The 21,494-nt window shown below is 62.9% G+C and carries 21 protein-coding genes; 13 read left to right on the top strand and 8 right to left on the bottom strand.

Features of this window, described 5'->3' with window-relative positions:
- Positions 1 to 136: 136 nt before the first annotated feature.
- Both JEQ47_RS11075 and JEQ47_RS11070 read right to left on the bottom strand, forming a co-directional pair.
- A complete protein-coding gene (locus JEQ47_RS11075; RefSeq protein ID WP_198876458.1) occupies positions 137 to 1,426 on the bottom strand; it encodes an ABC transporter substrate-binding protein in 1,290 nt (429 codons plus the stop codon).
- A 123-nt stretch (positions 1,427 to 1,549) separates the two neighbouring features.
- Positions 1,550 to 2,398 carry a phytanoyl-CoA dioxygenase family protein gene (locus JEQ47_RS11070; protein WP_198876457.1) on the bottom strand — a complete coding sequence of 283 codons (849 nt, stop codon included), beginning with the start codon at positions 2,396 to 2,398 and terminating at the stop codon, positions 1,550 to 1,552.
- 415 nt (positions 2,399 to 2,813) lie between these two features.
- On the opposite strand from JEQ47_RS11070, the gene JEQ47_RS11065 reads away from it, so the two are divergent.
- Entirely contained in the window at positions 2,814 to 3,977 is a 1,164-nt protein-coding gene (locus JEQ47_RS11065) for an HPP family protein (protein WP_198876456.1), read from the top strand.
- Here JEQ47_RS11065 and JEQ47_RS11060 read toward each other — a convergent pair.
- Genes JEQ47_RS11060 through JEQ47_RS11050 form a run of 3 tightly spaced genes read right to left on the bottom strand, consistent with a single transcriptional unit; the run spans position 3,974 to position 6,969 of the window.
- Complete coding sequence (locus JEQ47_RS11060) at positions 3,974 to 4,876, bottom strand: sugar phosphate isomerase/epimerase family protein (RefSeq protein ID WP_198876455.1); 903 nt, start codon at positions 4,874 to 4,876, stop codon at positions 3,974 to 3,976. The genes JEQ47_RS11065 and JEQ47_RS11060 overlap by 4 nt on opposite strands.
- A 12-nt stretch (positions 4,877 to 4,888) precedes the next feature.
- On the bottom strand, positions 4,889 to 5,923 hold the full coding sequence (locus tag JEQ47_RS11055) for a Gfo/Idh/MocA family protein (RefSeq protein ID WP_198876454.1): 1,035 nt from the start codon (positions 5,921 to 5,923) through the stop codon (positions 4,889 to 4,891).
- A gap of 53 nt (positions 5,924 to 5,976) precedes the next feature.
- Positions 5,977 to 6,969: an MDR family oxidoreductase gene (locus JEQ47_RS11050; RefSeq protein WP_198876453.1), complete on the bottom strand. Its 993-nt coding sequence runs from the start codon at positions 6,967 to 6,969 to the stop codon at positions 5,977 to 5,979.
- Positions 6,970 to 7,128: 159 nt separating this feature from the next.
- On the opposite strand from JEQ47_RS11050, the gene JEQ47_RS11045 reads away from it, so the two are divergent.
- From JEQ47_RS11045 to JEQ47_RS11005, 9 genes are all read left to right on the top strand, one after another.
- On the top strand, positions 7,129 to 8,058 hold the full coding sequence (locus JEQ47_RS11045; protein WP_198876452.1) for an ArsR/SmtB family transcription factor: 930 nt from the start codon (positions 7,129 to 7,131) through the stop codon (positions 8,056 to 8,058).
- A 138-nt stretch (positions 8,059 to 8,196) separates the two neighbouring features.
- Positions 8,197 to 9,708: an arabinosylfuranosidase ArfA gene (gene arfA / locus JEQ47_RS11040; RefSeq protein WP_198876451.1), complete on the top strand. Its 1,512-nt coding sequence runs from the start codon at positions 8,197 to 8,199 to the stop codon at positions 9,706 to 9,708.
- A gap of 309 nt (positions 9,709 to 10,017) precedes the next feature.
- Entirely contained in the window at positions 10,018 to 11,898 is a 1,881-nt protein-coding gene (locus JEQ47_RS11035; protein WP_407931784.1) for an ABC transporter substrate-binding protein, read from the top strand.
- Positions 11,899 to 12,159: 261 nt separating this feature from the next.
- Complete coding sequence (locus tag JEQ47_RS11030) at positions 12,160 to 13,164, top strand: ABC transporter permease (RefSeq protein WP_198876449.1); 1,005 nt, start codon at positions 12,160 to 12,162, stop codon at positions 13,162 to 13,164.
- 4 nt (positions 13,165 to 13,168) lie between these two features.
- Positions 13,169 to 14,026 (top strand): ABC transporter permease, encoded by an 858-nt coding sequence (locus JEQ47_RS11025; protein WP_198876448.1) that lies wholly within the window; start codon positions 13,169 to 13,171, stop codon positions 14,024 to 14,026.
- A gap of 226 nt (positions 14,027 to 14,252) precedes the next feature.
- Positions 14,253 to 15,293: an ABC transporter ATP-binding protein gene (locus JEQ47_RS11020; RefSeq protein ID WP_198876447.1), complete on the top strand. Its 1,041-nt coding sequence runs from the start codon at positions 14,253 to 14,255 to the stop codon at positions 15,291 to 15,293.
- Positions 15,290 to 16,210: an ABC transporter ATP-binding protein gene (locus tag JEQ47_RS11015; protein WP_198876446.1), complete on the top strand. Its 921-nt coding sequence runs from the start codon at positions 15,290 to 15,292 to the stop codon at positions 16,208 to 16,210. The genes JEQ47_RS11020 and JEQ47_RS11015 overlap by 4 nt, the downstream gene beginning before the upstream one ends.
- Before the next feature lie 115 nt (positions 16,211 to 16,325).
- Positions 16,326 to 17,273, top strand: coding sequence for a family 43 glycosylhydrolase (locus JEQ47_RS11010; RefSeq protein WP_198876445.1), 948 nt, complete (start codon positions 16,326 to 16,328; stop codon positions 17,271 to 17,273).
- Positions 17,274 to 17,352: 79 nt separating this feature from the next.
- On the top strand, positions 17,353 to 18,306 hold the full coding sequence (locus tag JEQ47_RS11005) for an ABC transporter substrate-binding protein (RefSeq protein WP_198876444.1): 954 nt from the start codon (positions 17,353 to 17,355) through the stop codon (positions 18,304 to 18,306).
- Positions 18,307 to 18,350: 44 nt separating this feature from the next.
- Here the strand turns inward: JEQ47_RS11005 and JEQ47_RS11000 are convergent, their stop codons facing one another.
- Positions 18,351 to 18,557, bottom strand: coding sequence for a hypothetical protein (locus tag JEQ47_RS11000; RefSeq protein WP_198876443.1), 207 nt, complete (start codon positions 18,555 to 18,557; stop codon positions 18,351 to 18,353).
- A 182-nt stretch (positions 18,558 to 18,739) separates the two neighbouring features.
- On the opposite strand from JEQ47_RS11000, the gene JEQ47_RS10995 reads away from it, so the two are divergent.
- A complete protein-coding gene (locus tag JEQ47_RS10995) occupies positions 18,740 to 19,213 on the top strand; it encodes a hypothetical protein (protein ID WP_198876442.1) in 474 nt (157 codons plus the stop codon).
- A gap of 17 nt (positions 19,214 to 19,230) precedes the next feature.
- Entirely contained in the window at positions 19,231 to 19,593 is a 363-nt protein-coding gene (locus tag JEQ47_RS10990) for a hypothetical protein (RefSeq protein ID WP_198876441.1), read from the top strand.
- A gap of 3 nt (positions 19,594 to 19,596) precedes the next feature.
- Here the strand turns inward: JEQ47_RS10990 and JEQ47_RS10985 are convergent, their stop codons facing one another.
- Both JEQ47_RS10985 and JEQ47_RS10980 read right to left on the bottom strand, forming a co-directional pair.
- A complete protein-coding gene (locus tag JEQ47_RS10985; RefSeq protein ID WP_198876440.1) occupies positions 19,597 to 20,085 on the bottom strand; it encodes a group III truncated hemoglobin in 489 nt (162 codons plus the stop codon).
- Positions 20,072 to 20,746 carry a helix-turn-helix transcriptional regulator gene (locus JEQ47_RS10980; protein ID WP_198876439.1) on the bottom strand — a complete coding sequence of 225 codons (675 nt, stop codon included), beginning with the start codon at positions 20,744 to 20,746 and terminating at the stop codon, positions 20,072 to 20,074. Before JEQ47_RS10980 ends, JEQ47_RS10985 begins: the two co-directional genes overlap by 14 nt.
- 88 nt (positions 20,747 to 20,834) lie before the next feature.
- On the opposite strand from JEQ47_RS10980, the gene JEQ47_RS10975 reads away from it, so the two are divergent.
- A complete protein-coding gene (locus JEQ47_RS10975; protein WP_198876438.1) occupies positions 20,835 to 21,437 on the top strand; it encodes a superoxide dismutase in 603 nt (200 codons plus the stop codon).
- Positions 21,438 to 21,494 lie beyond the last annotated feature (57 nt).

The following is a 21,494-nucleotide window of genomic DNA, read 5'->3' as shown; positions in this document are numbered from 1 at the left end:
CCCCACGGGAGAGAGGGCGGCAGACCGGGATGGCCTGGCAGGAAGGGCGGCGGGACCTTTTGGCCTTTGTGTCCAGAAGGCCCCCTCACCCGACCCTGCGGGTCGACCTCTCCCCCAAGGGAGAGGTGAAGACAGATCAGGCGCGGGCCAGGATGGCCTGGGCCTGCGCCAGGAAGTCGCTGGCGACTTCGGGGATCGAGCGCTCGCCCAGCAAGACGTTGACCGCCAGGCGCTCAAATGTCTGCTCGACCTCGCCCGAGCCGCTTGGCGGCGGCGGCGGCAGTGTCGCGGTCTTGCCCTGGATCTTGTCGAAAAACTCGACCGAGAGGGCCTCCACTTCCGTGAGATTGGGCTGGAGCGCGGCGCGGACTTCGCTCTGGCTGGGAATGCCGCGTTCGAGGCCGAGCACCGCCGTCATGTCGAGATCGTTGACAAAGGCGCTCATATAGGTGGTGGCGGCTTCCGGATTGGCGCTGTCGCGGGTGAGGCAGACGAACTGACTCGGCTGCACCACCGAACCGGGCAGCATTTCTGCGGTATTGGGGTACATGGCGGCGCCAAGCTTGTCCTGCATCAGGCCCTGCACGCCGACGAGCTGGTTACTCCAGAGATAGGTCATGGCCGACTTGCCGGTGACCACACCCATCAAAGCAAGATCGGACACGCCGGAAAGGCCCGCGCTTTCGGGACCCGGAGGGGTGCCGCCGGCATTGCGGATCTTTTCCCAGGTCGCCCAGTATTCCTCGACGATTTCCTGGGTGGGACCATAGGAGCCATCCTCGTTATAGAGCATGGCGCCCTTCTGGCCGACGAAGTCGGAGAAGTTCTGGTAGTCGGCGGTATTGTCGTCGGTGCCCGGAACGCCAGTGGCTTCCTTGATGGCCGCAGCGAATTCGCTGAGCTCGTCATAGGTGTAGCCATAGGGATCGAAGGTCTCGCCCGGAACGATGCCGGCCTCTTCAAAGAGGCGGGTATTGTACATGGCCATGTGCGAATTGGCGCCGATGGAGAGGGCATAGAACTTGCCATCTACGGTACCGGCGTCGATGGCGCTCTGGTCCATTCTGGAGATGTCGAGGCTCTTGCCGACATAGTCGTCGAGCGGAACGATGGCGCCATTGGCGATGTATTCGAACAGCACGCCATAGCCCTGCTGGATCACGTCGGGCATGTTGCCACCGGCGATCTGGGTGGTGAGCTTGGTGAAATAATCAGCAAAGCCAAGAGTTTCGCCCGACACCTTGATATCGGGATTCTTGCCGTTGAATATCTCGATGACTTCAAAGGTGCGCTTGTCGCGCTCGGGATTGCCCCACCAGAAGTGGCGGATTTCGGCGGCCTGGGCGAAAGCCGGGCGGCCCATGGCGGCCAGCGCCAGCACCGAGCCGGAAGCCCCCAGGAATGTTCGTCTCGTCAGTCTGCTCATCTGTTCCTCCCTTGAGCATTCTTGTCTGGCGCGTCGTCGGCTCCTCAACCGATATGCGCCCTTGCTACTTGCTGACTTACGTACCTCTTTGTGCGGGTCAGCAAAATCCCCTTCGCGGTGGTCCTAGCCTGTGGCGGCCAGGGGCGCCTTGTGCGGCATGACCACCCGGCGCTGCTGCGGCGTCAGCCGCGCCAGCAGATCGGCGCTCGGGATCATGTCGTGCCTGAAATAGCCCCAGCTCGGGCCATAGCGGTAAACCGTCATACGGCGCTGGCCCGGATTGGTGCGGCGAGCCGAGCCATGCATGATGGCATCGACAAACATCAGTGCGTCGCCGGCCCTGAGGTGAACCTCAACCGCGCCGGCAATGCCATCGACGGACGTTTGCTCATCGCGCTTGTCGACGGCGATCGTCTGCGGATGCCTGAGGTTGGACTTGTGGCTGCCGGGAATGACCATGGTGGCGCCGTCGCCCGGACCGATGTCGTTGAGGGCGACCAGCACATTGACCTGGCCGCAATGGAATCTGCCGGCATGGAAGCGGTATTGCGTGCGGATTGTGCCGACATGGCCGCCGGAATGGAGGCGCAGCGCCTGGCCGGGACCGCGCACCGAGGCAAAGCATTCGTCGATGAAGGCGGGGCCGTGGTGACCGTCGAAATTCTCGGGATCGTCGGAGCCGATGAAATGCACGGCCTTGGCGAACCAGGACGGGTGATCGATCAGCTTTTCCCAGGCGGGGCCGGCCTCATAGACCTGCTGCAGGACGAGGCCTTCCTGGCGGGCGGGATTGTTGTAGAGGCGCACATGGCCGTCCCAGCCGTCGCCGACGAAATCCTGATGCTGGTCGAGCGTGGCATTGCAGGCGGCCACTTCATCGGCGCTCAGCGCGCCGGACAGCACCAGATAGCCATTAAGATCGAACAGATAGCGTTCGAGGTCGGTGCAGGCTGCACCGGTCGCGGTCTCCATCCCATCCTCCCGCCCCGCCCCATTTGGGGCCAGATGCAAAAAAGCGCGGTGCTGCTGGGAAGGATCGTCCCGCCAACCGCGACCGCACGGTTGCAATCATTTTGCGGGCAACTCAGAAGGTCGATACGAGCAACTGTCCGTGGGTTAGCATCGGTCAGACAGAAGACGTACCGCGTAGCTCACGCTTGACCACATACCCTGGCTGGGCCCATGGGCCCATGACGTGTCTCCGGCCGTTCCTGAGAGGTTGTCCCCACTCAGATTGGGCACAGGATCATCATAACTTCCATACTAGTCAATAGGCTTGCGCTTCTGTGCAAAACCGGGAGCGGCAAAGCAATATTTTGCGCGAAGCGGCGCAAGAACGCATTGGGGCGCTTTGAGCCGCGGACGCAGCGATGCTAGGTCAGCCGCCATGTCCTTCTTCGCCCGCTTCATTCCCAACATGGTCGCCGTCAGCCCGCTCGAACGGCTGCGGGCGGCGCTGGGCGCCTTCCTGGGGCTGCTGGGCACGGCCGGCATCACCGCCCTGGCGCTGGGTCCGGGGCCAGCATTGCCGCTGCTGATGGGGCCGATTGGCGCTTCGGCGGTGCTGCTGTTTGCGGTGCCGGCGAGCCCGCTGGCGCAGCCCTGGTCGATCCTGCTCGGCAATTGCCTGGCGGCGCTGGTCGGGGTGAGCTGTGCCGTGGTGCTGGGGCCCACACCGGTGGCGGCGGCGCTGGCGGTGGCGGTCAGCATTGCCGTCATGCTGACATTCAAGTGCCTTCATCCGCCCAGCGGGGCCGTGGCGCTGACGGCCGTCGTGGGTGGGCCGGCGATTGCCGAACTGGGCTTCGGTTTCGTGCTCTGGCCGGTGGGCATCAATTCCGTCGTGCTCCTGTTGCTCGCTTTGGTGTTCAACCGTCTCACCGGCAAGGAATATCCGCACAGGCCGGCGCCCTCGCCTGCTCTTGAAAGCAAGGTGGTGCCCTTCTCGCCCAAGGTGAGCCTCGGCATTTCCATCGAGGATCTGAAGGCGGCGATCCGCGAGCGGGACGAAGTGGTCAGCGTCGATCCAGTCGACCTCGAGCAGATGCTGGAACGCGCGGCATTGCTGGCCTTTTCGCGCCGCTCGGGCGGTATCACCGCAGGCATGGTGATGAGCCGCGATGTGGCGCGGGTGCAGCCAGGGACATCGCTGCGGGTTGCCCTGAGGACGCTGCGGAGCCATGGCGTCAAGGCGCTGCCGGTGGTCGATGCCAGGGGCCAGGTCGTCGGCATCCTGACCCAGACCGACCTCCTGGAAAAGGCCGAATGGGGTCCGGCTCATGCCTCATCGGGCCTCGGCTGGCGCCTCCGCTCGCTCAGCAATTCCGACCGGCCGCTGCGGGGCAAGGTGCGCGATGTGATGACGGCAGATGTCTCCACCGTCACCGAAGCCATGCCGATCGCGCTGGTTATGCGGCTGATGCTCGACAGCGGCCACCATCACCTGCCGGTCGCTACCGATAGCGGCACGCTGGCCGGCATGGTGACGCAGTCGGACCTGATCGGCGCGCTGCTGGGCGCCAGCAGCGCGGATTTTGCGCGTATCGCCTAGTCCCTGTTGTCGACGAAGTCGCCGCCACGGCAATCCTTGAGGTAGTTCAAGGCACGGACCTGCCCGGTCATTTCCAGCGCATCGCGATAGACCGGATCATGCCAACCCTCGATATCGATGGAGCCCGACCAGCCGGCGAGGCGCAGCTCGGAGATGATGTCGGTCCAGTTGCTGTCGCCAAAGCCCGGCGTGCGCATGAAGACAAATTTTTCTTTCCCGAAAATGCCGTGCTCGCGAATGACGTCCCAGCGGATGGTGGCGTCCTTGCCGTGCACGTGGAAGATTTTCGGGGCCCATTTGCGGATCTGCGGCAGCGGGTCGATCAGGTAGACCATCTGGTGGCAGGGCTCCCATTCGAGCCCGATATGCTCGTCCGGCGTTTCGTTGAAAATCAGCTCCCAGGCATCGGGATTGTGGGCGATGTTCCAGTCGCCGGTCTGCCAGTTGCCATCCATGGCGCAGTTTTCGAAGGCGATACGGACGCCCTTGTCGGCGGCGCGTTTGGCCAGTTCGCTCCAGACTTCGCGGTAGCGCGGCAGGCTGTCGGTCAATGGCTTGTTGCGGATGCGGCCGGTGAAGCCGGCGACGCAGGTGGCGCCGAAATGGTGGGCGTTATCGATGCAATCCTCCCAGCCCTGAAGGGTTTGCAAGTCCATCTCCCGCTCTTCGAGCGGATTGCCGAACATGCCGATGGTCGAGATGGTGATATCGCGATCGCCGATGGCGTCCCTGCAGCGTTTGCCGAGGTCGGCCAGGTCCTGGCCGTTGGTGGTCTGCCAGAAGAAAGGCTCAAAGCTCTCGAAACCCAGATCGGCAATGGTGGCTATGCGCTCGGTAGCTTTTCCGCCCGAGGCACTGATCATGGTGCCGATACGGATGGCTTTTGCGGGATTGGTCACGGAAAAAGTCCTTCAAACGGAAAGGGTGACGCGCTGGCCGGTCCTAGCGCTTTCGATAGCGGCAAAGACCATGGCGAGGCTTTTTATGTTGTCGGTGCCATCGGTTTCCGGGACGCGGCCGGTTTGGATGGCATCGAGGAATTCGGCAATGACGCTGGCATGGCCATGCGTTTGGTCGGCATTGGCGGGCTCGGGGACATCGATGTCGCGAAGCGGGCGGAAGAAACCGGTGTCGCCGTCGACCACCTTTGCCTCGAAGCGGTCGGCGCCATCCCACAGCACGGTGCCCCCAGTGCCAACGATGCGCCAGGCGCTTTCCCAACTGGTATTGGCGCCCTCAGCGGCCCAGGAGCCGCGATAGTTGAAGACGACATTGTCGGAAAACTCGAAGATGGCATTGGCGGCGGCGCCATGGCGATACCAGGAGCCGGGCGGATTGGTTTCAAGGCAATAGACCGCCTCCGGCACCTTGCCGGACATGAAGCGGGCCGCATCGAGCGTGTGGATGGCCATGTCGAGCAGGAGGACATTGTCCATGTCCTCGCGGAAGCCGCCAAAATGGGCGCCGATGAAGAAATCGCAATTTAGGCTGGTGAGCGCGCCGAGCGCGCCGCTCTCGATCAGGGCGCGGAGGCGGCGAACGCCGGCAATGAAACGGCGGTTCTGCACGATGGCATGGACGCGCCCTGTGGCATGCGCCTGCTCGATCATCGCGCGACCCTCGGCAATGCTCGTGGCCATGGGCTTTTCGCTGAGCACGTGGCAGCCGTGGCGCAAGGCAGTCTCGACCACCCTGGCACGGGCGACCGGGACAACCACGTCGAACAACAGGTCAGGCCTGGTCTCGGCCAGGACGGCACCCAGATCGGTGCCGATAGCGACATCGGAAAGGCCAAATTCGGCGGCGCGCGCTGCCGCCGTCGACCGATCGAGGTCGACGAGACCCACCACCTCTATCCTGCCCTTCAGCAAGGGATGCGTGGTGATGGCCGTCAGCCAGCCTTTTGACATGCCGCCACAACCGACGAGCACCGCCCGAAATACCAATTTACACTCCTTGTTTCGAAAATCAGTTCGTCGGCCGCACGCTATGCAGCCGGTCAGCCGCGCGGGTTGACGACGACCCTGCCGCGCACCTCGCCGCGCAGGATTTGCGCCGCCTTGTCCGGCAGGGTGTCGAGGTCGACCTCCTCGACATTGTCTGCGTAAGCAGAGAAATCGAAGAGCCCCGCCAGGCGTGCCCAGGCGGCGATGCGGGCTTCATAAGGCTGCATGACGCTGTCGATGCCGGCCAGGGTCACGCCGCGCAGCAGGAAAGGCAGGACATTGGTGTTGAGCGCGATGCCCGCCGCATTGCCGAGGCTCGCCACCGCGCCGCCATAAGCGATCTGGCGCAGCAGTTTTCCCAGGACATCGCCGCCGACGCAATCGATCGCCGCGGCAAAGCGCGCCGATTCCAGGGGCTTGTCGGGCTGGGCCATGAATTCGGCGCGGTCAATGACGCTGGCTGCACCCAGTTCGGTGAGCATGGTGGCATGCTGGGGGCGGCCGGACAGGGCCGCGACCGTGTAGCCGAGGCGCTTGAGCAGCGCGACGGCGATGGAGCCGACGCCGCCCGCCGCGCCAGTGACCAGTACTTCGCCGCTCCCCGGCGTGATCCCGAGGGCCTCGAGCCTGTCGATGGCCAGCATGGCGGTGAGACCGGCGGTGCCCATCACCATGGCGTCGCGACTCGAAAGGCCTGATGGCAGGGGCACCAGCCAGTCGCCCTTGACCCGAGCGCGCTCGGCATAGCCACCCCAATGTGCCTCGCCGACGCGCCAGCCCGTCAAGACGACCGCGTCACCGGCATGGTAGCGGCTGTCGCTGCTGTCACGAACGCGACCGGCGAAATCGATGCCCGCCACATGGGGATAGGTCCGCACTAACCCGCCCTGCCCCATGAGGCACAGTCCATCCTTGTAGTTGAGACCGGCCCATTCGATCTCGACGGTCACGTCGCCTTCGGGCAGGCGCGCATCGTCGAGCATCTGCACGGATGACGAAATTGCTCCATCAGCGCCTTTCTCCGTCAGCAAGGCACGGAAAGTCATAGGCTTTTCTCCTCCAGGACCGCTCTCTCCCGAAGCGGTCGCGGCCAACTTAGCGGACGGACAGCCACGATGACCAGACACTATACCGGCCCCTGTTGATTGGTTCAGGATTCCTGATACACAGTCTCAAACATCTCAAGATCAGCGTTGCACCCCCATATGAGCCGGAATTTCCTCGTCATCGACCCCGAAGAAGGCATCGAGGTGCTCAAGGGGCTGGCCTCGCCCGTGCGGGTGAAGATGCTCAAGCTGCTGCATGTCGAGGGGCCAATGAACGGCAATGACATTGCCGAGAAACTGGGCCTGCCGCAGTCGACCGTGTCGACCAACCTGCAGATCCTCGAGGGCGCCGGCCTGATCCGCACCGAGACGCAGAAGGCGCGCAAGGGCAACCAGAAGATCTGCCACTCGACCTTCGACGAAGTGCTTGTCATGTTCAAGGACGACATCGAGCCGCTGCGCGACAACACGATCGAAGTGTCGATGCCGCTGGGCCTCTACACGAGTTGCGAAGTGTCGGCCCCGTGTGGGCTGTGTTCGACCGAGGGTATCGTCGGCTTGCTGGACGTGCCCGACACATTCCTCGACCCGGATCGCATGAAGGCCGGGCTGATCTGGTTCACGCGCGGGTTCCTGGAATACCAGTTCCCCAACAATGCCAAGCTCGCGCAACATACGATCGATGCTATGGAATTTGTGCTGGAGCTGAGCTCGGAAGTGCCAGGCACTTCGGCTGACTGGCCCAGCGACATCACGCTTTCGGTCAATGGCACGGAAATCGGCACCTGGCTCTCGACCGGCGATTTCGGCGACAAGCGCGGCGTCTATACGCCCAGTTGGTGGAAGCTCAAGGGCAGCCAGTACGGCAAGCTCAAGAGCTGGCGGGTGACCAAGGACGGCACCTATGTCGACGGAATGAAGATCTCGCCGGTGTCGCTGCTCGACCTGGACCTTGCCAACCACCATTCGATCCGGTTGCGGATCGCGGTGAAGCCCGACGCCAAGCACCCCGGCGGCATCAATATTTTCGGCCGCGGCTTCGGCAATTACGACCAGGACATCATCCTGCGCCTGCATACCGCGCCGTAACTTACCCCCTCTCTCCGACCTGCGCGATAATTCTCACGGGCCAAAAATCATACAAAAGGCCCTTGCGCCTATCTGGAGCCGTCGCTAAAACCGGTATCAATGATATAAATCAGAATATCGGAATTAGTGGAGGGGCGAGTGAAGGCGTCTGTTATCGCGAACAAGGACTATACGATCTCGAAAATCGACGATCGTGTCTATGGGGCCTTTCTCGAGCATCTGGGTCGCGCCATCTATGAGGGTATCTACGAGCCCGACCATCCGACAGCGGACAAGGACGGGATGCGCGGCGACGTCGCCAAGCTGGTGAAGGACCTGAACGTCCCGGTTGTCCGATATCCCGGCGGCAATTTCGTTTCGGCCTATAACTGGGAAGACGGCATCGGCCCGCGCGAGCAGCGCCCCACCCGCCTCGATCTTGCCTGGCATACGTCCGAGAGCAATGCCGTCGGCATCCACGAATTCGCCGACTGGTGCGCCACTGTCGGCACCGAGATGATGCTGGCTGTCAATCTAGGGTCGCGCGGCGTCGACGAGGCGCGCAACTTCCTCGAATATGTCAATCATCCCGGCGGCTCCTACTGGAGCGACCTGCGCATCAAGAACGGGCGCAAGGAGCCGTGGAACGTCAAAATGTGGTGTCTCGGCAACGAGATGGATGGCCCCTGGCAGGTCGGCCACAAGGATGCCGATGAGTACGGAAAACTGGCCGCCAACACGGCCCGCGCCATGCGCATGTTCGACAAGTCGCTGGAGCTGATCGTCTGCGGCTCATCCAATTCGGACATGGCGAGCTACCCCGATTGGGAGCGCATCGTGCTCGAGCATACCTACGAGCATGTCGACCATATTTCGCTGCACATGTATTTCGCCAATCGCGAAGACAATACACCTAACTATCTGGGACTGAGCGAAAAACTCGACACCTATATCGAGACGGTGGCCTCGACCATCAAGCAGGTCAAAGCCAAGAAGAAGAGCAAGAAGGACGTCTACATCTCTTTCGACGAGTGGAATGTCTGGTACCATTCCAACAAGAAGGATCGCGAGATCCTGGAGGGCAATGGCGGCTGGCCGCATGCGCCTGGCCTGCTCGAGGACATCTACAATTTCGAAGACGTGCTGATGGTGGGGTTGATCCTCAACACCTTCATTCGCCGCTCCGATGTGGTGAAAATCGCCTGCATCGCCCAGCTCGTGAACGTGATCGCGCCGATCATGACCGAAAAGGGTGGGCCGGCCTGGGCCCAGACCATCTACTATCCCTATTATTTCGCTTCGGTTTTTGGTCGCGGCACGGCGCTGCAACTGGTGACGAACTCGCCGGGCTACGAGACCACGCATGCCAAGAACACGGCCTATGTGGACGTGTCGGGCGTGCATAACGAAGAGGACGGCACGCTGACCTTCTTCTTCGTCAACCGCCATACGAGCGAAAGCATCGAGTCCGAGGTGGAGTTGCAAGGGTTTGAAAAGGCAGAGGTTATCGACCATCAGGTGATGACGCATCGGGACCTCAAGGCGGTCAATACGGCCAAGGCGCAGGACGAGGTGAAGCCGCAGAAGGGATCGGGCGCCAAGGCGGCGGATGGCAGGCTGACGGTCACCCTGCCGCCCTATTCCTACCAGATGGTGCGGGTCAAAATCTGATCCAGTCCCGCGCAGGCGACAATTTGCTAGCGGACTGTTAGCGCGAAGCATAACGCAAGTGAGAAGTGAGAGGGCGCATCGGCAACGAGGCGCCCTTTTGCATTCAATATCATGGTTTTGGATTTACATCAGAAAGTCCATTGACAGCAGAAAACCCCTAGTTAAGTATGACTTATCGCGGGGTTGAGGAGCCCCGGGAAGGGACGCCAAGTGGCGCCCGAGAAGGGGACGCCGAGCGGCGCCCCGCAAGGGAGGACATCGATGGATAGACGCAGATTTCTGATCGGCTCCACGGCCATTGGCGCGCTGATGGTTGCCGGCAACAACCTCGCCTGGGGACAGGAAGCCGAGGGCACCGCCCCGGACCTGGCGCAGTTCCCGCGCAACGAGACGGTCATCGTTCACAACCCCGAAGGGGTGATCCGCAATCCGAGCTGGTTCAATATCTGGGTCAATGGCGGCGGCGGCTGGTCCAATGGCCTGCACCAGCTCACCATGGACACGCTGTGGTTCATCGATCCCGATGCCGGCGTGCCGGAAAAGAGCGAGAACGCCATCTATTATTCCCTGGCCTCGGGCCCGTGGGAATATAATGACGACTTCTCGGAAATGACCGTCAAGCTGCGCGAAGGCATCTTCTGGAGCGACGGCGTGGAATTCACCGCCGATGACGTTGTGTTCACGGTCGAGAAACAGCGCGATACGCCCGGCATGACCTGGAGCGGCGCCATGTCCACCCAGGTGGCCGAAGTCACCGCGCCGGACAAGTATACTGTCCACTTCAAGCTCAAGGCCCCTAATTCGCGCTTCCACACCGTATTCTCGGTGCGCTGGAACGCCGCCTGGATCATGCCCAAGCATGTGTTCGAAGGCGTCGAGGACGTGCTCAGCTACGACTACAACCCGCCGCTCAGCCTCGGGCCCTACACGCTGCACTCGTTCGATCCGAACGGCACTTGGTATATCTGGGAAAAGCGCGCGGACTGGGACAAGACCACGATGGCGCTGGTGGGCGAGCCCAAGCCCAAATACATCATCTACCGCAACAATATCTCCACCGACAATCGCCTGATCGAGATGCGCAACGGCAATCTCGACATGATCCACGACCTGTCGCCGGAAGGCACATTCTCGATCATGGACCAGGACCCGCAGGTGCAGGGCTGGTTCCCGGGCTTCCCCTATGCCCATCCCGATCCGACGCTGGTCATGGCGGTGTTCAACCACCAGAACCCGCTCTTTGCGGACAAGCGCGTGCGCTGGGCCCTGACCCTGATGCTCGATGCCCGCGCCATGTCCATGGCGTCCTATCGCGGTGCGGCGACGCTCTCGGCGATCTCGGTGCCGCCGACCGGCACGCATCCGCGCGACTATCACGGACCGCTGCAGGATTATCTGGTCAACTACGAGCTCGATACCGGTACTCGCAAGATCAAGCCCTACGACCCCAATATCGGCACCCAGATCGCCGAAATGGTGCGTCCGCAGTTCGGCGATGCCGTGCCGACCGATGAAGACGCCATCCGCAATGCCTTTGGCTATGGCTGGTGGAAGCAGGATATCGCGGCGGCCGAGGAACTGCTCACCGCGGCCGGCTTCACCAAGAATGGCAACCAGTGGATGACGCCAGAAGGCCAGCCGTTCCAGTTCAGCGTGCTGGTGCCGAGCGAAGGCGTGGTCAACCGCCTGGGCGTGATCATCGCCCAGACCTGGGCGCAGAACGGCGTGCAGGCCTCGGCCGAAGTCTCGCCTGATATCTGGGACCGGACCGGCGCCGGCGACTATGCGGTGGAAATCGGCTGGGCCGTGGAAACATGGGGCGGTCACCCCGACCTCAGCTTCTTCCTCGACAGCTACCATTCGGAATATGTGGCCGAGCCGGGCGCAACCCAGCCTGCCCGTAACTGGATGCGCTGGAAGAATCCGGGGCTCGACACCATCATCGAGAATATCCGCGCCATCGACTTCAACGACCCGAAGGGTACGGAATACGGCCACGAATTCGTCAAGCTGCACCTCGACGACATGCCGAACATTCCGATCATGGCCTACAACGTCTTCTCCATTCAGTCGAACCGGTACTGGACCGGCTGGCCGAATGCGGACGCGCCCTATGCCAACCCGGTCACCAACTGGTCGAACGGCAAGTATATCTTCACGCAGATCACGCCGGTCGAAGGGGCCAGCTAAGGACCTCCCGGGGGACCCGGCTTTGGTCGGGTTCCTCAGAGGGGCATGCCCTCCGGCGTGCCCCTTTCGTATTGGTTCCTCTCCCGCCTGCGGGAAAGGGGGACCACGCGGAGCGTGGTGGAGAGGGAGCAACGCGGGGACGTTCACCGGCTTTGCGCTCGTTGCACCCCCCTCCACCGCCCTAAGGGCGGTCCCCCTCCCCCCGCAAGCGGTGGAGGAGAGCCCGTGCAGTCGGGCAGAAAGTGGACGTTGAGAGGTCCCATGCAAGGCTACTTAATTTTCGTCGGCAAACGCCTGCTGCAGCTTTTTGCTGTGGTCTTCTTCGGCGTCTCCGCCACGTTTCTCGTCACCCACCTGTCACCGGTCAGCCCGGTCGAGGCGTCGCTGGGGCGCATGACGGCGCGGTCGAATTTCTCGCCCGAGGCCATCGTCGCCATGCGCGAGGCGCTGACCGACATGTATGGCGTCAACGAGCCGCTCCTGGTGCAATACTGGAATTTCTGGGTGCGGCTCTTGCAGGGTGACCTTGGGCCCTCGCTGATCGCCTTCCCGACGCCGGCCATGGACCTGGTGATGCGGGCCCTGCCCTGGACCGTGGGGCTGCTGGTCACCTCGACGCTGATCACCTGGATCGTCGGCAATATCCTCGGCGGTCTTGCCGGCTACTACCAGAACAGCAAGTTTCTCAAGGCTTTCGGCATCGTCGCCATCGGCATCCAGCCGATCCCTTACTATATCGTCGCCTTCATCCTGCTCATCATTTTCGGCTTCGTCTGGCCGGTTTTGCCGATCTCCGGCGGCTTCTCGATGACGGTGACGCCGGGCTGGAACTGGAACTTCATCGCCTCGGTGCTGACCCATGCGATCCTGCCCGCCACCTCGCTGGTGCTTGTCGGGTTCGGCGGCTGGTTCCTGGGCATGCGGGCGCTGGTCTCCAATGTGGTGACCGAGGACTACGTGACCTATGCGGAACTCGCCGGCGTCAACCGCAACACGATCGTGGGCGGTTACGTGATCCGCAATGCGCTGGTGCCGCAGTTGACGGCGCTGGCCATGACGCTGGGCGGCGTGTTTTCGGGCACGATCATCACCGAGCAGGTGTTCAACTATCCGGGTCTGGGGTCGCTGATGATCGATGCGGTGGGCGGCGGCGATTATTCGCTGGTGCTGGCAGTGGCGACAGTTTCGGTGACGGCGGTGGCGCTGGCGATCTTTATCGTCGACCTCATGTATCCGCTGCTCGATCCTCGCGTGCGGGCGGAGTAGAGCCATGTTTGCCGTTTTCCGCGACCTCATCCGCTACAATCTGGAATTCGCCATCGGCCTGGTGCTGGTGACCATCGTCGTCATCTTCGCATCGCTCAGCTTCTTCTCGCCGGTCGACACGACGCTGATCTACATGACCATGCCGGACATGCCGCCTTCGACGCAGTACTGGTTCGGCACCAATTCGCGCGGACAGGACATGTTCTGGCAGCTTTCCACCGCCTTCAAGAACAGCCTGATCTTCGGCTTCACCGTGGCGGTGCTGAGCCGCATCATCTCGATCACCGTCGGGTTGCTGTCGGGCTATATCGGCGGCTGGGTCGATCGGGTGCTGATGTTCATCAACGACATCTTCGTGGCCGTGCCGATCTTCCCGGTGCTGGTGCTGTTCTATTTCGTGCTGCGCAGCAATATGGACGCGATGACGCTGGCGCTGATCATGGCCTGTTTCGGCTGGCCCTACGACGCGCGGCTGATCCGCTCGGTGGCGCTGGGATTGAAGCATCGTGAATTCACTCGCCACGCCGTGTTTGCGGGCATGAGCACGCGAAAAGTGCTGCTCGAAGAGCACCTGCCCTATGTCATGCCCATCGTCTTCGCGACCTTCATGAACAATATGCTGTGGTCGATCGGCCTCGAAGTGACGCTGGCCGTGCTGGGCCTCACCAATATCAACACACCGACCGTGGGCACAGTGCTCTACTGGGCCAATTCGCACTCGGCCATGGTGGTGGGCGTGTGGTGGTGGATCGTGATCCCGGTGATCCTGATCGTCATGACCTTCCTCGGGCTGTTCCTGCTGGCGGTGAGCATGAATGAATATATCGACCCGCGCAGCCGGCTGCGGAGGATGGGGGCATGAGGATTTTTCTCGATGCTGCTCCCCTCCCCCTTGAGGGGAGGGGCTGGGGGTGGGGGTCCATCAGTGGGCCACTCAACCACCCCCTCCCCGGCCCTCCCCTCAAGGGGGAGGGTGCCAAGGACCCGCTCAGCCCTGCGCGGGATGAAGGTATGAACTTTTCCGCGTTGGTCACCACCGCAGAGTTTGATTTTGGCCTCCGTGCCATAGCGCGTGGAGGGGCAGAAGAATGACCCTGGAAAACAATCCGGAAATCCTCAAGGTCGAGAACCTCAAGGCCTATTACCAGATGAACTATTTCGGCGTGAGCCGGGAGGTTCGGGCGGTGGACGACATTACCGTCACAATGCGCAAGAACGAGGTCTATGGCATTGCCGGGGAAAGCTCGTCGGGCAAGACCAGCTTCATCAAGGTGCTGGCGGCGGCGATCAGGCCACCGCTGCGGGTGGTGAGCGGGACGGCCAAGTACAGCTTTTCCAGCGGGGCGATCGACGTGGCCCATGCGACGCCGGATGAGGTCGAGGCGGTGCGCTGGAAGCACCTCTCGTATATCATGCAGGGGTCGATGAGCGTGCTCAATCCGGTGCGCCGGATCGGCAAGACCTTTCACGATTTCGCGGCGCGGCCGCTGGGGCTGAAGGGCAAGGCATTCGAGGACCGGGTCGTTGCCCATCTCGACCGGCTGAAGCTGCCGCCTGACGTGCTTCGCGCCTATCCGCATGAGCTTTCGGGCGGCATGCGTCAGCGCGTGACCATTGGCTTGGCCACCGTGTGCCATCCCGAATTCATCATCGCCGACGAGCCGACCACGGCGCTTGACGTGGTGGTGCAGAAGGAAGTGCTGAACCTCATCCGCGACATCCAGAAAGAGATGGGCGCCTCGGTGGTGTTCGTGACCCACGACATGAGCGTGCATGCCAATGTCGCCGACCGGGTGGGCATCATCTATGCCGGGCGCCTGGTCGAGGAAGGGCCGACGCGCGAGATGTTCTTTGCGCCCAAGCACCCCTATACCGCCCATCTCGTGGCCAGCCTGCCGCGCATCGGCGACACGCAGCAGCGCCCGGCCCTCGAGGGGCGGCCGCCGAACCTGGCGGATCCGCCGCAGGGCTGCCGCTTCCACCCGCGCTGTCCGCTGGCGATCGACATCTGTCGGAAAGAGGTGCCGCCGCTCGAAACCATCGGGCCGGACCACCGCACCGCCTGCTGGCGCTGGCGCGACGTGGCGCCGCTGGTGCATGCGACCCAACCCGCGGGAGTGATGGCATGACGACGCTTCTCGACGTGCGCGACGTTTCCAAGCGCTTCACCATGGGGGGCCTGTTCGGCCGCAAGCAGGTGGACGCGGTGATGGATGCGAGCTTTTCGCTCTCCGCGGAAAAGCCGGAGATTTTCACCATTATCGGCGAGAGCGGATCGGGCAAGACGACGCTGGCGCGGATGATCCTGGGGCTCGAAGACCCGTCGCGCGGGGAAATCCTGTTTCGCGGGCAGAAGGTTGACCGGCATGCCGGCCGCGCCAAGCGGCTCGAATTCATGAGCAATGTGCAGCCCGTGTTCCAGAACCCGTTCGAGGCGTTCAATCCGCTGAAGAAGATCGAGCGGTATCTGGAATCGACGGCAAGACGGTTTCTCCATACGTCGGACAAGGCGGCAATCGACCGGGCCATGGACGAGGCGCTGCAGAAGGTGGGCCTCAGCCTTAGGGAAGTGCGCGGGCGCTTTCCGCATGAAATGAGCGGCGGGCAGTTGCAGCGCTGCGCCATTGCGCGGGCACTGATCCCCAATCCGCCGCTGCTGGTGGCTGACGAGCCGGTGTCGATGGTGGATGCGTCGCTGCGCATGAGCATCGTCAACCTCTTGAAGAGCCTGCGGGACGATCTCGGGGTGTCGGTGATCTACATTACGCATGACCTCGCGACGGCCTATTACATTTCCAACCGGCTGATCATCATGCAGCGGGGACGGATCGTGGAAATGGGCGATGCGCGGACGGTGCTCGACAATCCGGAACACGCCTATTCGCGGCTGCTGAAGGCCTCAGTGCTCTCGACCGACGATGCGGGGGCGGGGAAGCTCGGCACCGATCCGGACATGCTGCGGCTGGCCAATGGCAGTGTTGGACAGGCCGGACGGCTCATCGACAGGGCTGACGGGCGCAGCGTCCGGGTTTATGAGTCTGTGTGAACACGGCGGGACCGACACCCCCACCCTGCTCGATTCAACGGACTTAGCAAACGCTAGGTCCTATCTCGCTCCCCTCCCTCAAGGGGGAGGGTGGGCACCGGCGATTGTTAAGAGCATGAGCGCACCGATATTTCGTGATCCGGTCGAGGATGGCGCGGCGGACCCGGTGGTGGTTCGCCGCGAAGGGTCTGACGAGTGGTGGATGTTTTACACCGATCGGCGGGCCGGGGCAGCGGGGCCGAAATTCACCTGGATTCACGGCTCGCCCATCGGAGTTGCCATGAGCCTCGATGGCGGCGCGAGCTGGCACTATCGCGGCACGGTGGCGGGCCTCGATGATCCAGCCGATGAGCCCGGGGGCAATACGCACTGGGCGCCGGAGGTGATCTATGCCGAGGGGCAATATCACATGTTCCTCAGCTATATCACCGGGGTGCCGGACGACTGGCGCGGGGTGCCGCGCACCATCACGCATTTCGTCAGCAAGGACCTCGCGAACTGGCAGCGCGTCGGGCCGATCCGGCTCTCGAGCCAGCGAGTGATCGATGCCTGCGTGTTCCGTTGCCCCGACGGGCTCTGGCGCATGTGGTACAAGGATGAGAATGCAGGCTCCAGCACTTGGGCGGCGTCGAGCAAGGACCTGTTCAATTGGCAGGTGGAGGGGCGGGTGCTGGCCGGCTCGCCCTATGGCGATCCGCATGAAGGGCCGAACGTCTTCGCGCTGGGCGGCTATTACTGGCTGATCGTCGACGAATGGCATGGCCAGGGCGTCTTCCGCTCCGACGATACGCGCCTCTGGCGCCGGCAGGGCATTATCGGCAACGAGCCGGGACAGCACGAAGCGGACCGCAAATTCGTCCGCCATGCCGATGTCGTAGCCTTCAGGGACCACGCGGCGATGTTCTATTTCACTCACCCTGATTGGGACGAGCGCAGCCAGGCCGATGGCCCGCCCGACGTTGCGGCGCGGCGCACCGCAATCCACCAGGCGCGACTGACCGTGGTCGACGGGGTGCTGGTGATGGATCGCGATGTGCCGGAGGGCGTGGGACTGCTGGGCTAGACTGCCAGCCGCCGATAAAACTGGAGTTGACGAGACAAGTTTCACTCGGGTAGCGCTGTTCCAGCTTTGGAGTAGCGCGATGAACCTATTGAAGACTGCGGCCTTTTCGGCCCTCTTGGCCCTTTCCGCGACGCCCGTTCTGGCGGAGCCGTGGAGTTTCGTGGATGGGTCGGGAAAGACCGTCAGCCTCGACGAGACCCCGACGCGGATCGTGGCGCATGCCATTCCGGCCGCGGCCCTGATGTCGTTCGGCATCCGGCCGGTCGCGATCTTCTCGGAGACGCCGGTCGAGGAAAACAAGTCGCTGCAGGGCCTGGACCTGACCGGCATCGAGATCGTCGGGCAGGCCTGGGGCGAGATCGACATCGAGAAGGTGGCGGCGCTGGAGCCGGACCTGATCATCTCGGAATATTGGCCGGTCAGCAAAACCTACTGGGGCGGCAAGCCGCTCAACGAGGCGGATTCGGTGCTGCTGCAAATCGCGCCGGTGGCCGGCATCGTGCAGGCGCCCTCGATCCTGACCATGATCGAGGAATATGAAGTGCTGGCGGGGAGCCTCGGCGCCGATCTCGCCGCCGAACCCGTCGCGGCGGAAAAGGCGCGGTTCGAAACCGCGCTGGAAGCCTTCAAGGCAGCGGCCGCGGCCAAGCCGAACCTGACCGTGATGGCCGTATGGGCCGGTGTCGAGGACCTGGAAGTTGCGGTGCCTGCCATGGCGTCCGAACTCAACGACTTCGTCAATTGGGGCCTCAACGTCATCACGCCGACGGACCCGGAAGGCGAATACTGGGAAATCCTGGCCTGGGAAAATGCCGACAAGTACCAGCCCGACCTGGTGATCGTCGACAATCGTTCCGCCTCCGTGCTCGCGCATGCCGAAGAGCAGCCGACCTGGCAGACGATCAAGGCAGTGGCGGCCGGCCAAGTGGGCGAATGGCCCGCCTACTGGATCCGTACCTACGGCGCCTATGCGAGCGAACTCGACAAGCTGACGGCTTCGGTGGAAGCGGCCGACGAAAACCTCACGGATTGATCGCAGCTCCCCCGCCCGGCGCCAATGGTTCCGGGCGGGAACGGCTAGGCGCCAAGTTCGCGCTGCCGCCGCAGGAACGTCATGACCGCGGTGAAGCGATCATGCACCCGGGCAAAGCGGGCCACGGTTTCCTTGGGCGTGCCGATATCGACCAGCTCGGCATGCAGTTCCTTGAGCGCATTCTCCATGCTGTCGGCTTCGTCCAGCAGTTGGGTGATCTGTTCCTGAGAGAGACGGACGATGGTTGCCATGAGCATTCTCCTTCCCTGCTGAGGCAAGCAGGAAGGCGCAAGAAGGTTCCCCGCGCGACGCGCCCCACAGGGCGAGCCTCAATTGATGGCCACAGCAACCGACGGCAGCGCTCCGACGTTTGATTGTCGTTTGAAGATCTAGACTGAAGACCGGTAGCGCAATCAATATTTCGGGGGCATGTTTGCTGCAGCGTTCCGTTTTCGTCTTCCTTGCCGCCATGCTGGTTTTCATGCAGCCCGTGCTCGCGCAATCCTCCAGCCAGGCGGAGGAGCAGGCAAAGTGGGAAGACTTCTTTGTCGGCAAGACCCTTATTTCCTTCGATGAGGGTCATGGCACCCAGGTCTACTTCATGGGAGAGGACCGACACTCCTATCTGTTCTATCCGGGCAATCGGGTGGTGCTGCGCGGCGATTTCGAGTTTCACTGGCGCGGCGGCAGGCCGGTGCTGTGTTTCCGCTACGGCGCCAATACCTACAATCCATCCACCGGCGAGATGGGCGGCAACTGGGCTTGCCGCGCGGCGGAGGGCTGGGCGCGCAATGTCACCGAGCGCGCCACCGGTGATCCGCTTGGCCTCAGCCGCCGGCGCCAGGTTCCCTTTGTGCTTTCGGCTGAGCGCACCAGCTTCGAAGAGCTGATGCAATTGGCACGATAATCATCAGGAGAGACACAATGCGTTTCAAGCTCCGGGCTTTGGCCGGCCTTGCCGCGTGCATGACCGCCCTGACCGTTTCAGGCGCCAGCGCCAATGACTTCCAACCGGATTGTACCGATCCCGGCGTCAATGATTATTTCCGCACCGAGATCAGCCGCGCCCGACTGGGCAATGGGGACCCACTGGCGGAGGGCGTGAGCCTCAGCCTCGTGGGCCAGATGCGGCCGGGCACCGAAAACGGGGACAAGATTACCTGCCACGCACAGATCAAGGTCACCGTGCGGGATGGGAGTTCGGCCCTGCGCGCCACCACTGTTTTCCTGACGATCAGCGGTGGCGAAGTTCAGAGCCTCGACTTCGTCATGGCGCCGAACCTCTGAGCCCTATTCCGGCTTCCAGCTCGGGGCGGCTTCGCGTTTGAGCGGGCCCATCTGGGTGATGTCGTCGCCGCGGCGCATGGAGATGTTCATGCGGAAGGAGTTGCCGATGCGTTCGGAACGCTCGATGAAGAGCGCGGCGACCTGGGGCGGGCAGAGTTCGGTGACGGTTTCGCGGAAGAGACGCAGCCAACGCATGAAATGGGCATCGCCCAGCTCGGGAATGGCCATGTGCTTGGGCATGGGGCGACCATTGTAGCGGCCGGAGCCCAGGAGCATGGAGCTCCAGAAATCGGCGATCTTGCTCAGATGCTCGGGCCATTCCGCATCGGGGATGACCGAATTGAAGACCGGGCCGATGACATCGTCGCGGCGAGCACGGGCGTAGAATTCGTCGACCACGGAGCGGATCATGGCCTCGTCGAGGCCTTCGGGCACTTCCCAGCCGATGCGATGAAGCTGGGTGCCCACGGGCGGGCGATCAGGCGATGGCATTGGATATGGCCTTGATGGTGTAGGAGCAGCGCCGGCCGCCCGAAACGATGTGTTCGGTTCGCTCGACGCTGACCCCATCGCCGAGGACGGAGCGGAAGACGTCGAGTTCGGCGCGGCAAAAGCCCTGGCAGGCGGTCGCGGCGGCGCAGATGGGGCAGTGGTTTTCGACCAGCAGCAGGGAGCCGTCGGGCTCCTCGCTCCAGGCGGCCATGTAGCCTTCGCGACTGCGCAGCTCGGCCAGCGCGGCGACGCGGGATTTCAGATCCGGCGCGTCCTCCATGGCGGCGTGGTAGCCGGCGCGCGTGTCGGCCTCGCGCACGGAGATGATGGCGTCGAGCGCCGCATCGCCCAGGTGATTGCTGATGATGTCGAGCAACTGGACGGTCAGCGCCGCATGGGTGTCGGGAAACCGCGATTGGGCAGCGGGCGTGAGGGCCCAGAGCTGGGTCGGACGGCCGACGCCGGCGGAAAGGCTGCGCGCCTCGACCAGGCCCTCTTCGGCCAGGCGCAGCAATTGCTGGCGAGCGGCCTCGCTGGTGGTGCCCAGCCGCGCGCCAATGGCCGAGGCGGACAGCGATCCATGCATCTTGAGGGCCATGAGAATACGCTCGCCGGGACTGCGCGGCGACCAGGCGGTGTTTTCCAAGCCCGAGCTTGACATATCTGCGGAAAGGGTTTTCAAAGCCATTGCTTGGAAATTAACCCGGCCAGCAAAAACATGCAAGCCGGTGCCGAAAGGACCTCCCGAAATGACCTTCTCGCTCCCCGCCCTGCCCTACTCTCCCGCTGCCCTTGCCGAACGCGGCATGAGCCAGGAAACGCTCGAGTTGCACCATGGCAAGCATCACCAGGCCTATGTGACGGCGCTCAACGGCTTCGTCGAGAAGAACCCGGACCTGCAGGGCAAGTCACTCGAGGAGATCGTCGCCTTCGCCAATGGCAAAGCCGACCTGGCGCCGGTGTTCAACAATGCCGGCCAGCACTGGAACCACATCCACTTCTGGAACGCCCTTTCGCCCAATGGCGGCAAATTGGGCGGGAAGCTCGAAGCCAAAATTGTCGAGGATTTCGGTTCGGTCGACGCCTTCAAGGAAAGCTTCAAGACCGCTGCGACGACGCAGTTCGGCTCCGGCTGGGCCTGGCTGGTGCTGGGCCAGGATGGCAAGCTCAAGACCACCAAGACCCCGAATGGCTCGAACCCGCTGGCGACCGGCGAGGGCAAGGTGCTGCTCGGGCTCGATGTGTGGGAGCACTCCTACTATGTCGATTTCCGCAATCGCCGCCCGGACTATGTGAGCAACTTCCTCGATAAGCTGGCGAACTACGAGTTTGCGGAATCCAACCTGGGCTGAGGCTCGCTAAGTACTCTATGCGGCTCCCTCCCCCTTGTGGGGAGGGACCAAGGGTGG

It is taken from the genome of Devosia sediminis, from assembly GCF_016411825.1.
Lineage (GTDB): Bacteria > Pseudomonadota > Alphaproteobacteria > Rhizobiales > Devosiaceae > Devosia > Devosia sediminis.
The sequence above is the reverse complement of the archived record's forward strand: the minus strand, read 5'-3'. Positions and strand labels throughout refer to the sequence as shown.

Coding starts and splice junctions, on each gene's coding strand:
- JEQ47_RS10990 (WP_198876441.1), top strand. CDS start 19,231: ATGCGTTTCAAGCTCCGGGCTTTGGCCGGCCTTGCCGCGTGCATGACC.
- JEQ47_RS11030 (WP_198876449.1), top strand. CDS start 12,160: ATGCAAGGCTACTTAATTTTCGTCGGCAAACGCCTGCTGCAGCTTTTT.
- JEQ47_RS11020 (WP_198876447.1), top strand. CDS start 14,253: ATGACCCTGGAAAACAATCCGGAAATCCTCAAGGTCGAGAACCTCAAG.
- JEQ47_RS11045 (WP_198876452.1), top strand. CDS start 7,129: ATGAGCCGGAATTTCCTCGTCATCGACCCCGAAGAAGGCATCGAGGTG.
- JEQ47_RS11015 (WP_198876446.1), top strand. CDS start 15,290: ATGACGACGCTTCTCGACGTGCGCGACGTTTCCAAGCGCTTCACCATG.
- JEQ47_RS10980 (WP_198876439.1), bottom strand. CDS start 20,746: ATGTCAAGCTCGGGCTTGGAAAACACCGCCTGGTCGCCGCGCAGTCCC.
- JEQ47_RS11035 (WP_407931784.1), top strand. CDS start 10,018: ATGGTTGCCGGCAACAACCTCGCCTGGGGACAGGAAGCCGAGGGCACC.
- JEQ47_RS11050 (WP_198876453.1), bottom strand. CDS start 6,969: ATGACTTTCCGTGCCTTGCTGACGGAGAAAGGCGCTGATGGAGCAATT.
- JEQ47_RS10975 (WP_198876438.1), top strand. CDS start 20,835: ATGACCTTCTCGCTCCCCGCCCTGCCCTACTCTCCCGCTGCCCTTGCC.
- JEQ47_RS11070 (WP_198876457.1), bottom strand. CDS start 2,398: ATGGAGACCGCGACCGGTGCAGCCTGCACCGACCTCGAACGCTATCTG.
- JEQ47_RS11000 (WP_198876443.1), bottom strand. CDS start 18,557: ATGGCAACCATCGTCCGTCTCTCTCAGGAACAGATCACCCAACTGCTG.
- JEQ47_RS11075 (WP_198876458.1), bottom strand. CDS start 1,426: ATGAGCAGACTGACGAGACGAACATTCCTGGGGGCTTCCGGCTCGGTG.
- JEQ47_RS10985 (WP_198876440.1), bottom strand. CDS start 20,085: ATGCCATCGCCTGATCGCCCGCCCGTGGGCACCCAGCTTCATCGCATC.
- JEQ47_RS11025 (WP_198876448.1), top strand. CDS start 13,169: ATGTTTGCCGTTTTCCGCGACCTCATCCGCTACAATCTGGAATTCGCC.
- JEQ47_RS11005 (WP_198876444.1), top strand. CDS start 17,353: ATGAACCTATTGAAGACTGCGGCCTTTTCGGCCCTCTTGGCCCTTTCC.
- JEQ47_RS11010 (WP_198876445.1), top strand. CDS start 16,326: ATGAGCGCACCGATATTTCGTGATCCGGTCGAGGATGGCGCGGCGGAC.
- JEQ47_RS11065 (WP_198876456.1), top strand. CDS start 2,814: ATGTCCTTCTTCGCCCGCTTCATTCCCAACATGGTCGCCGTCAGCCCG.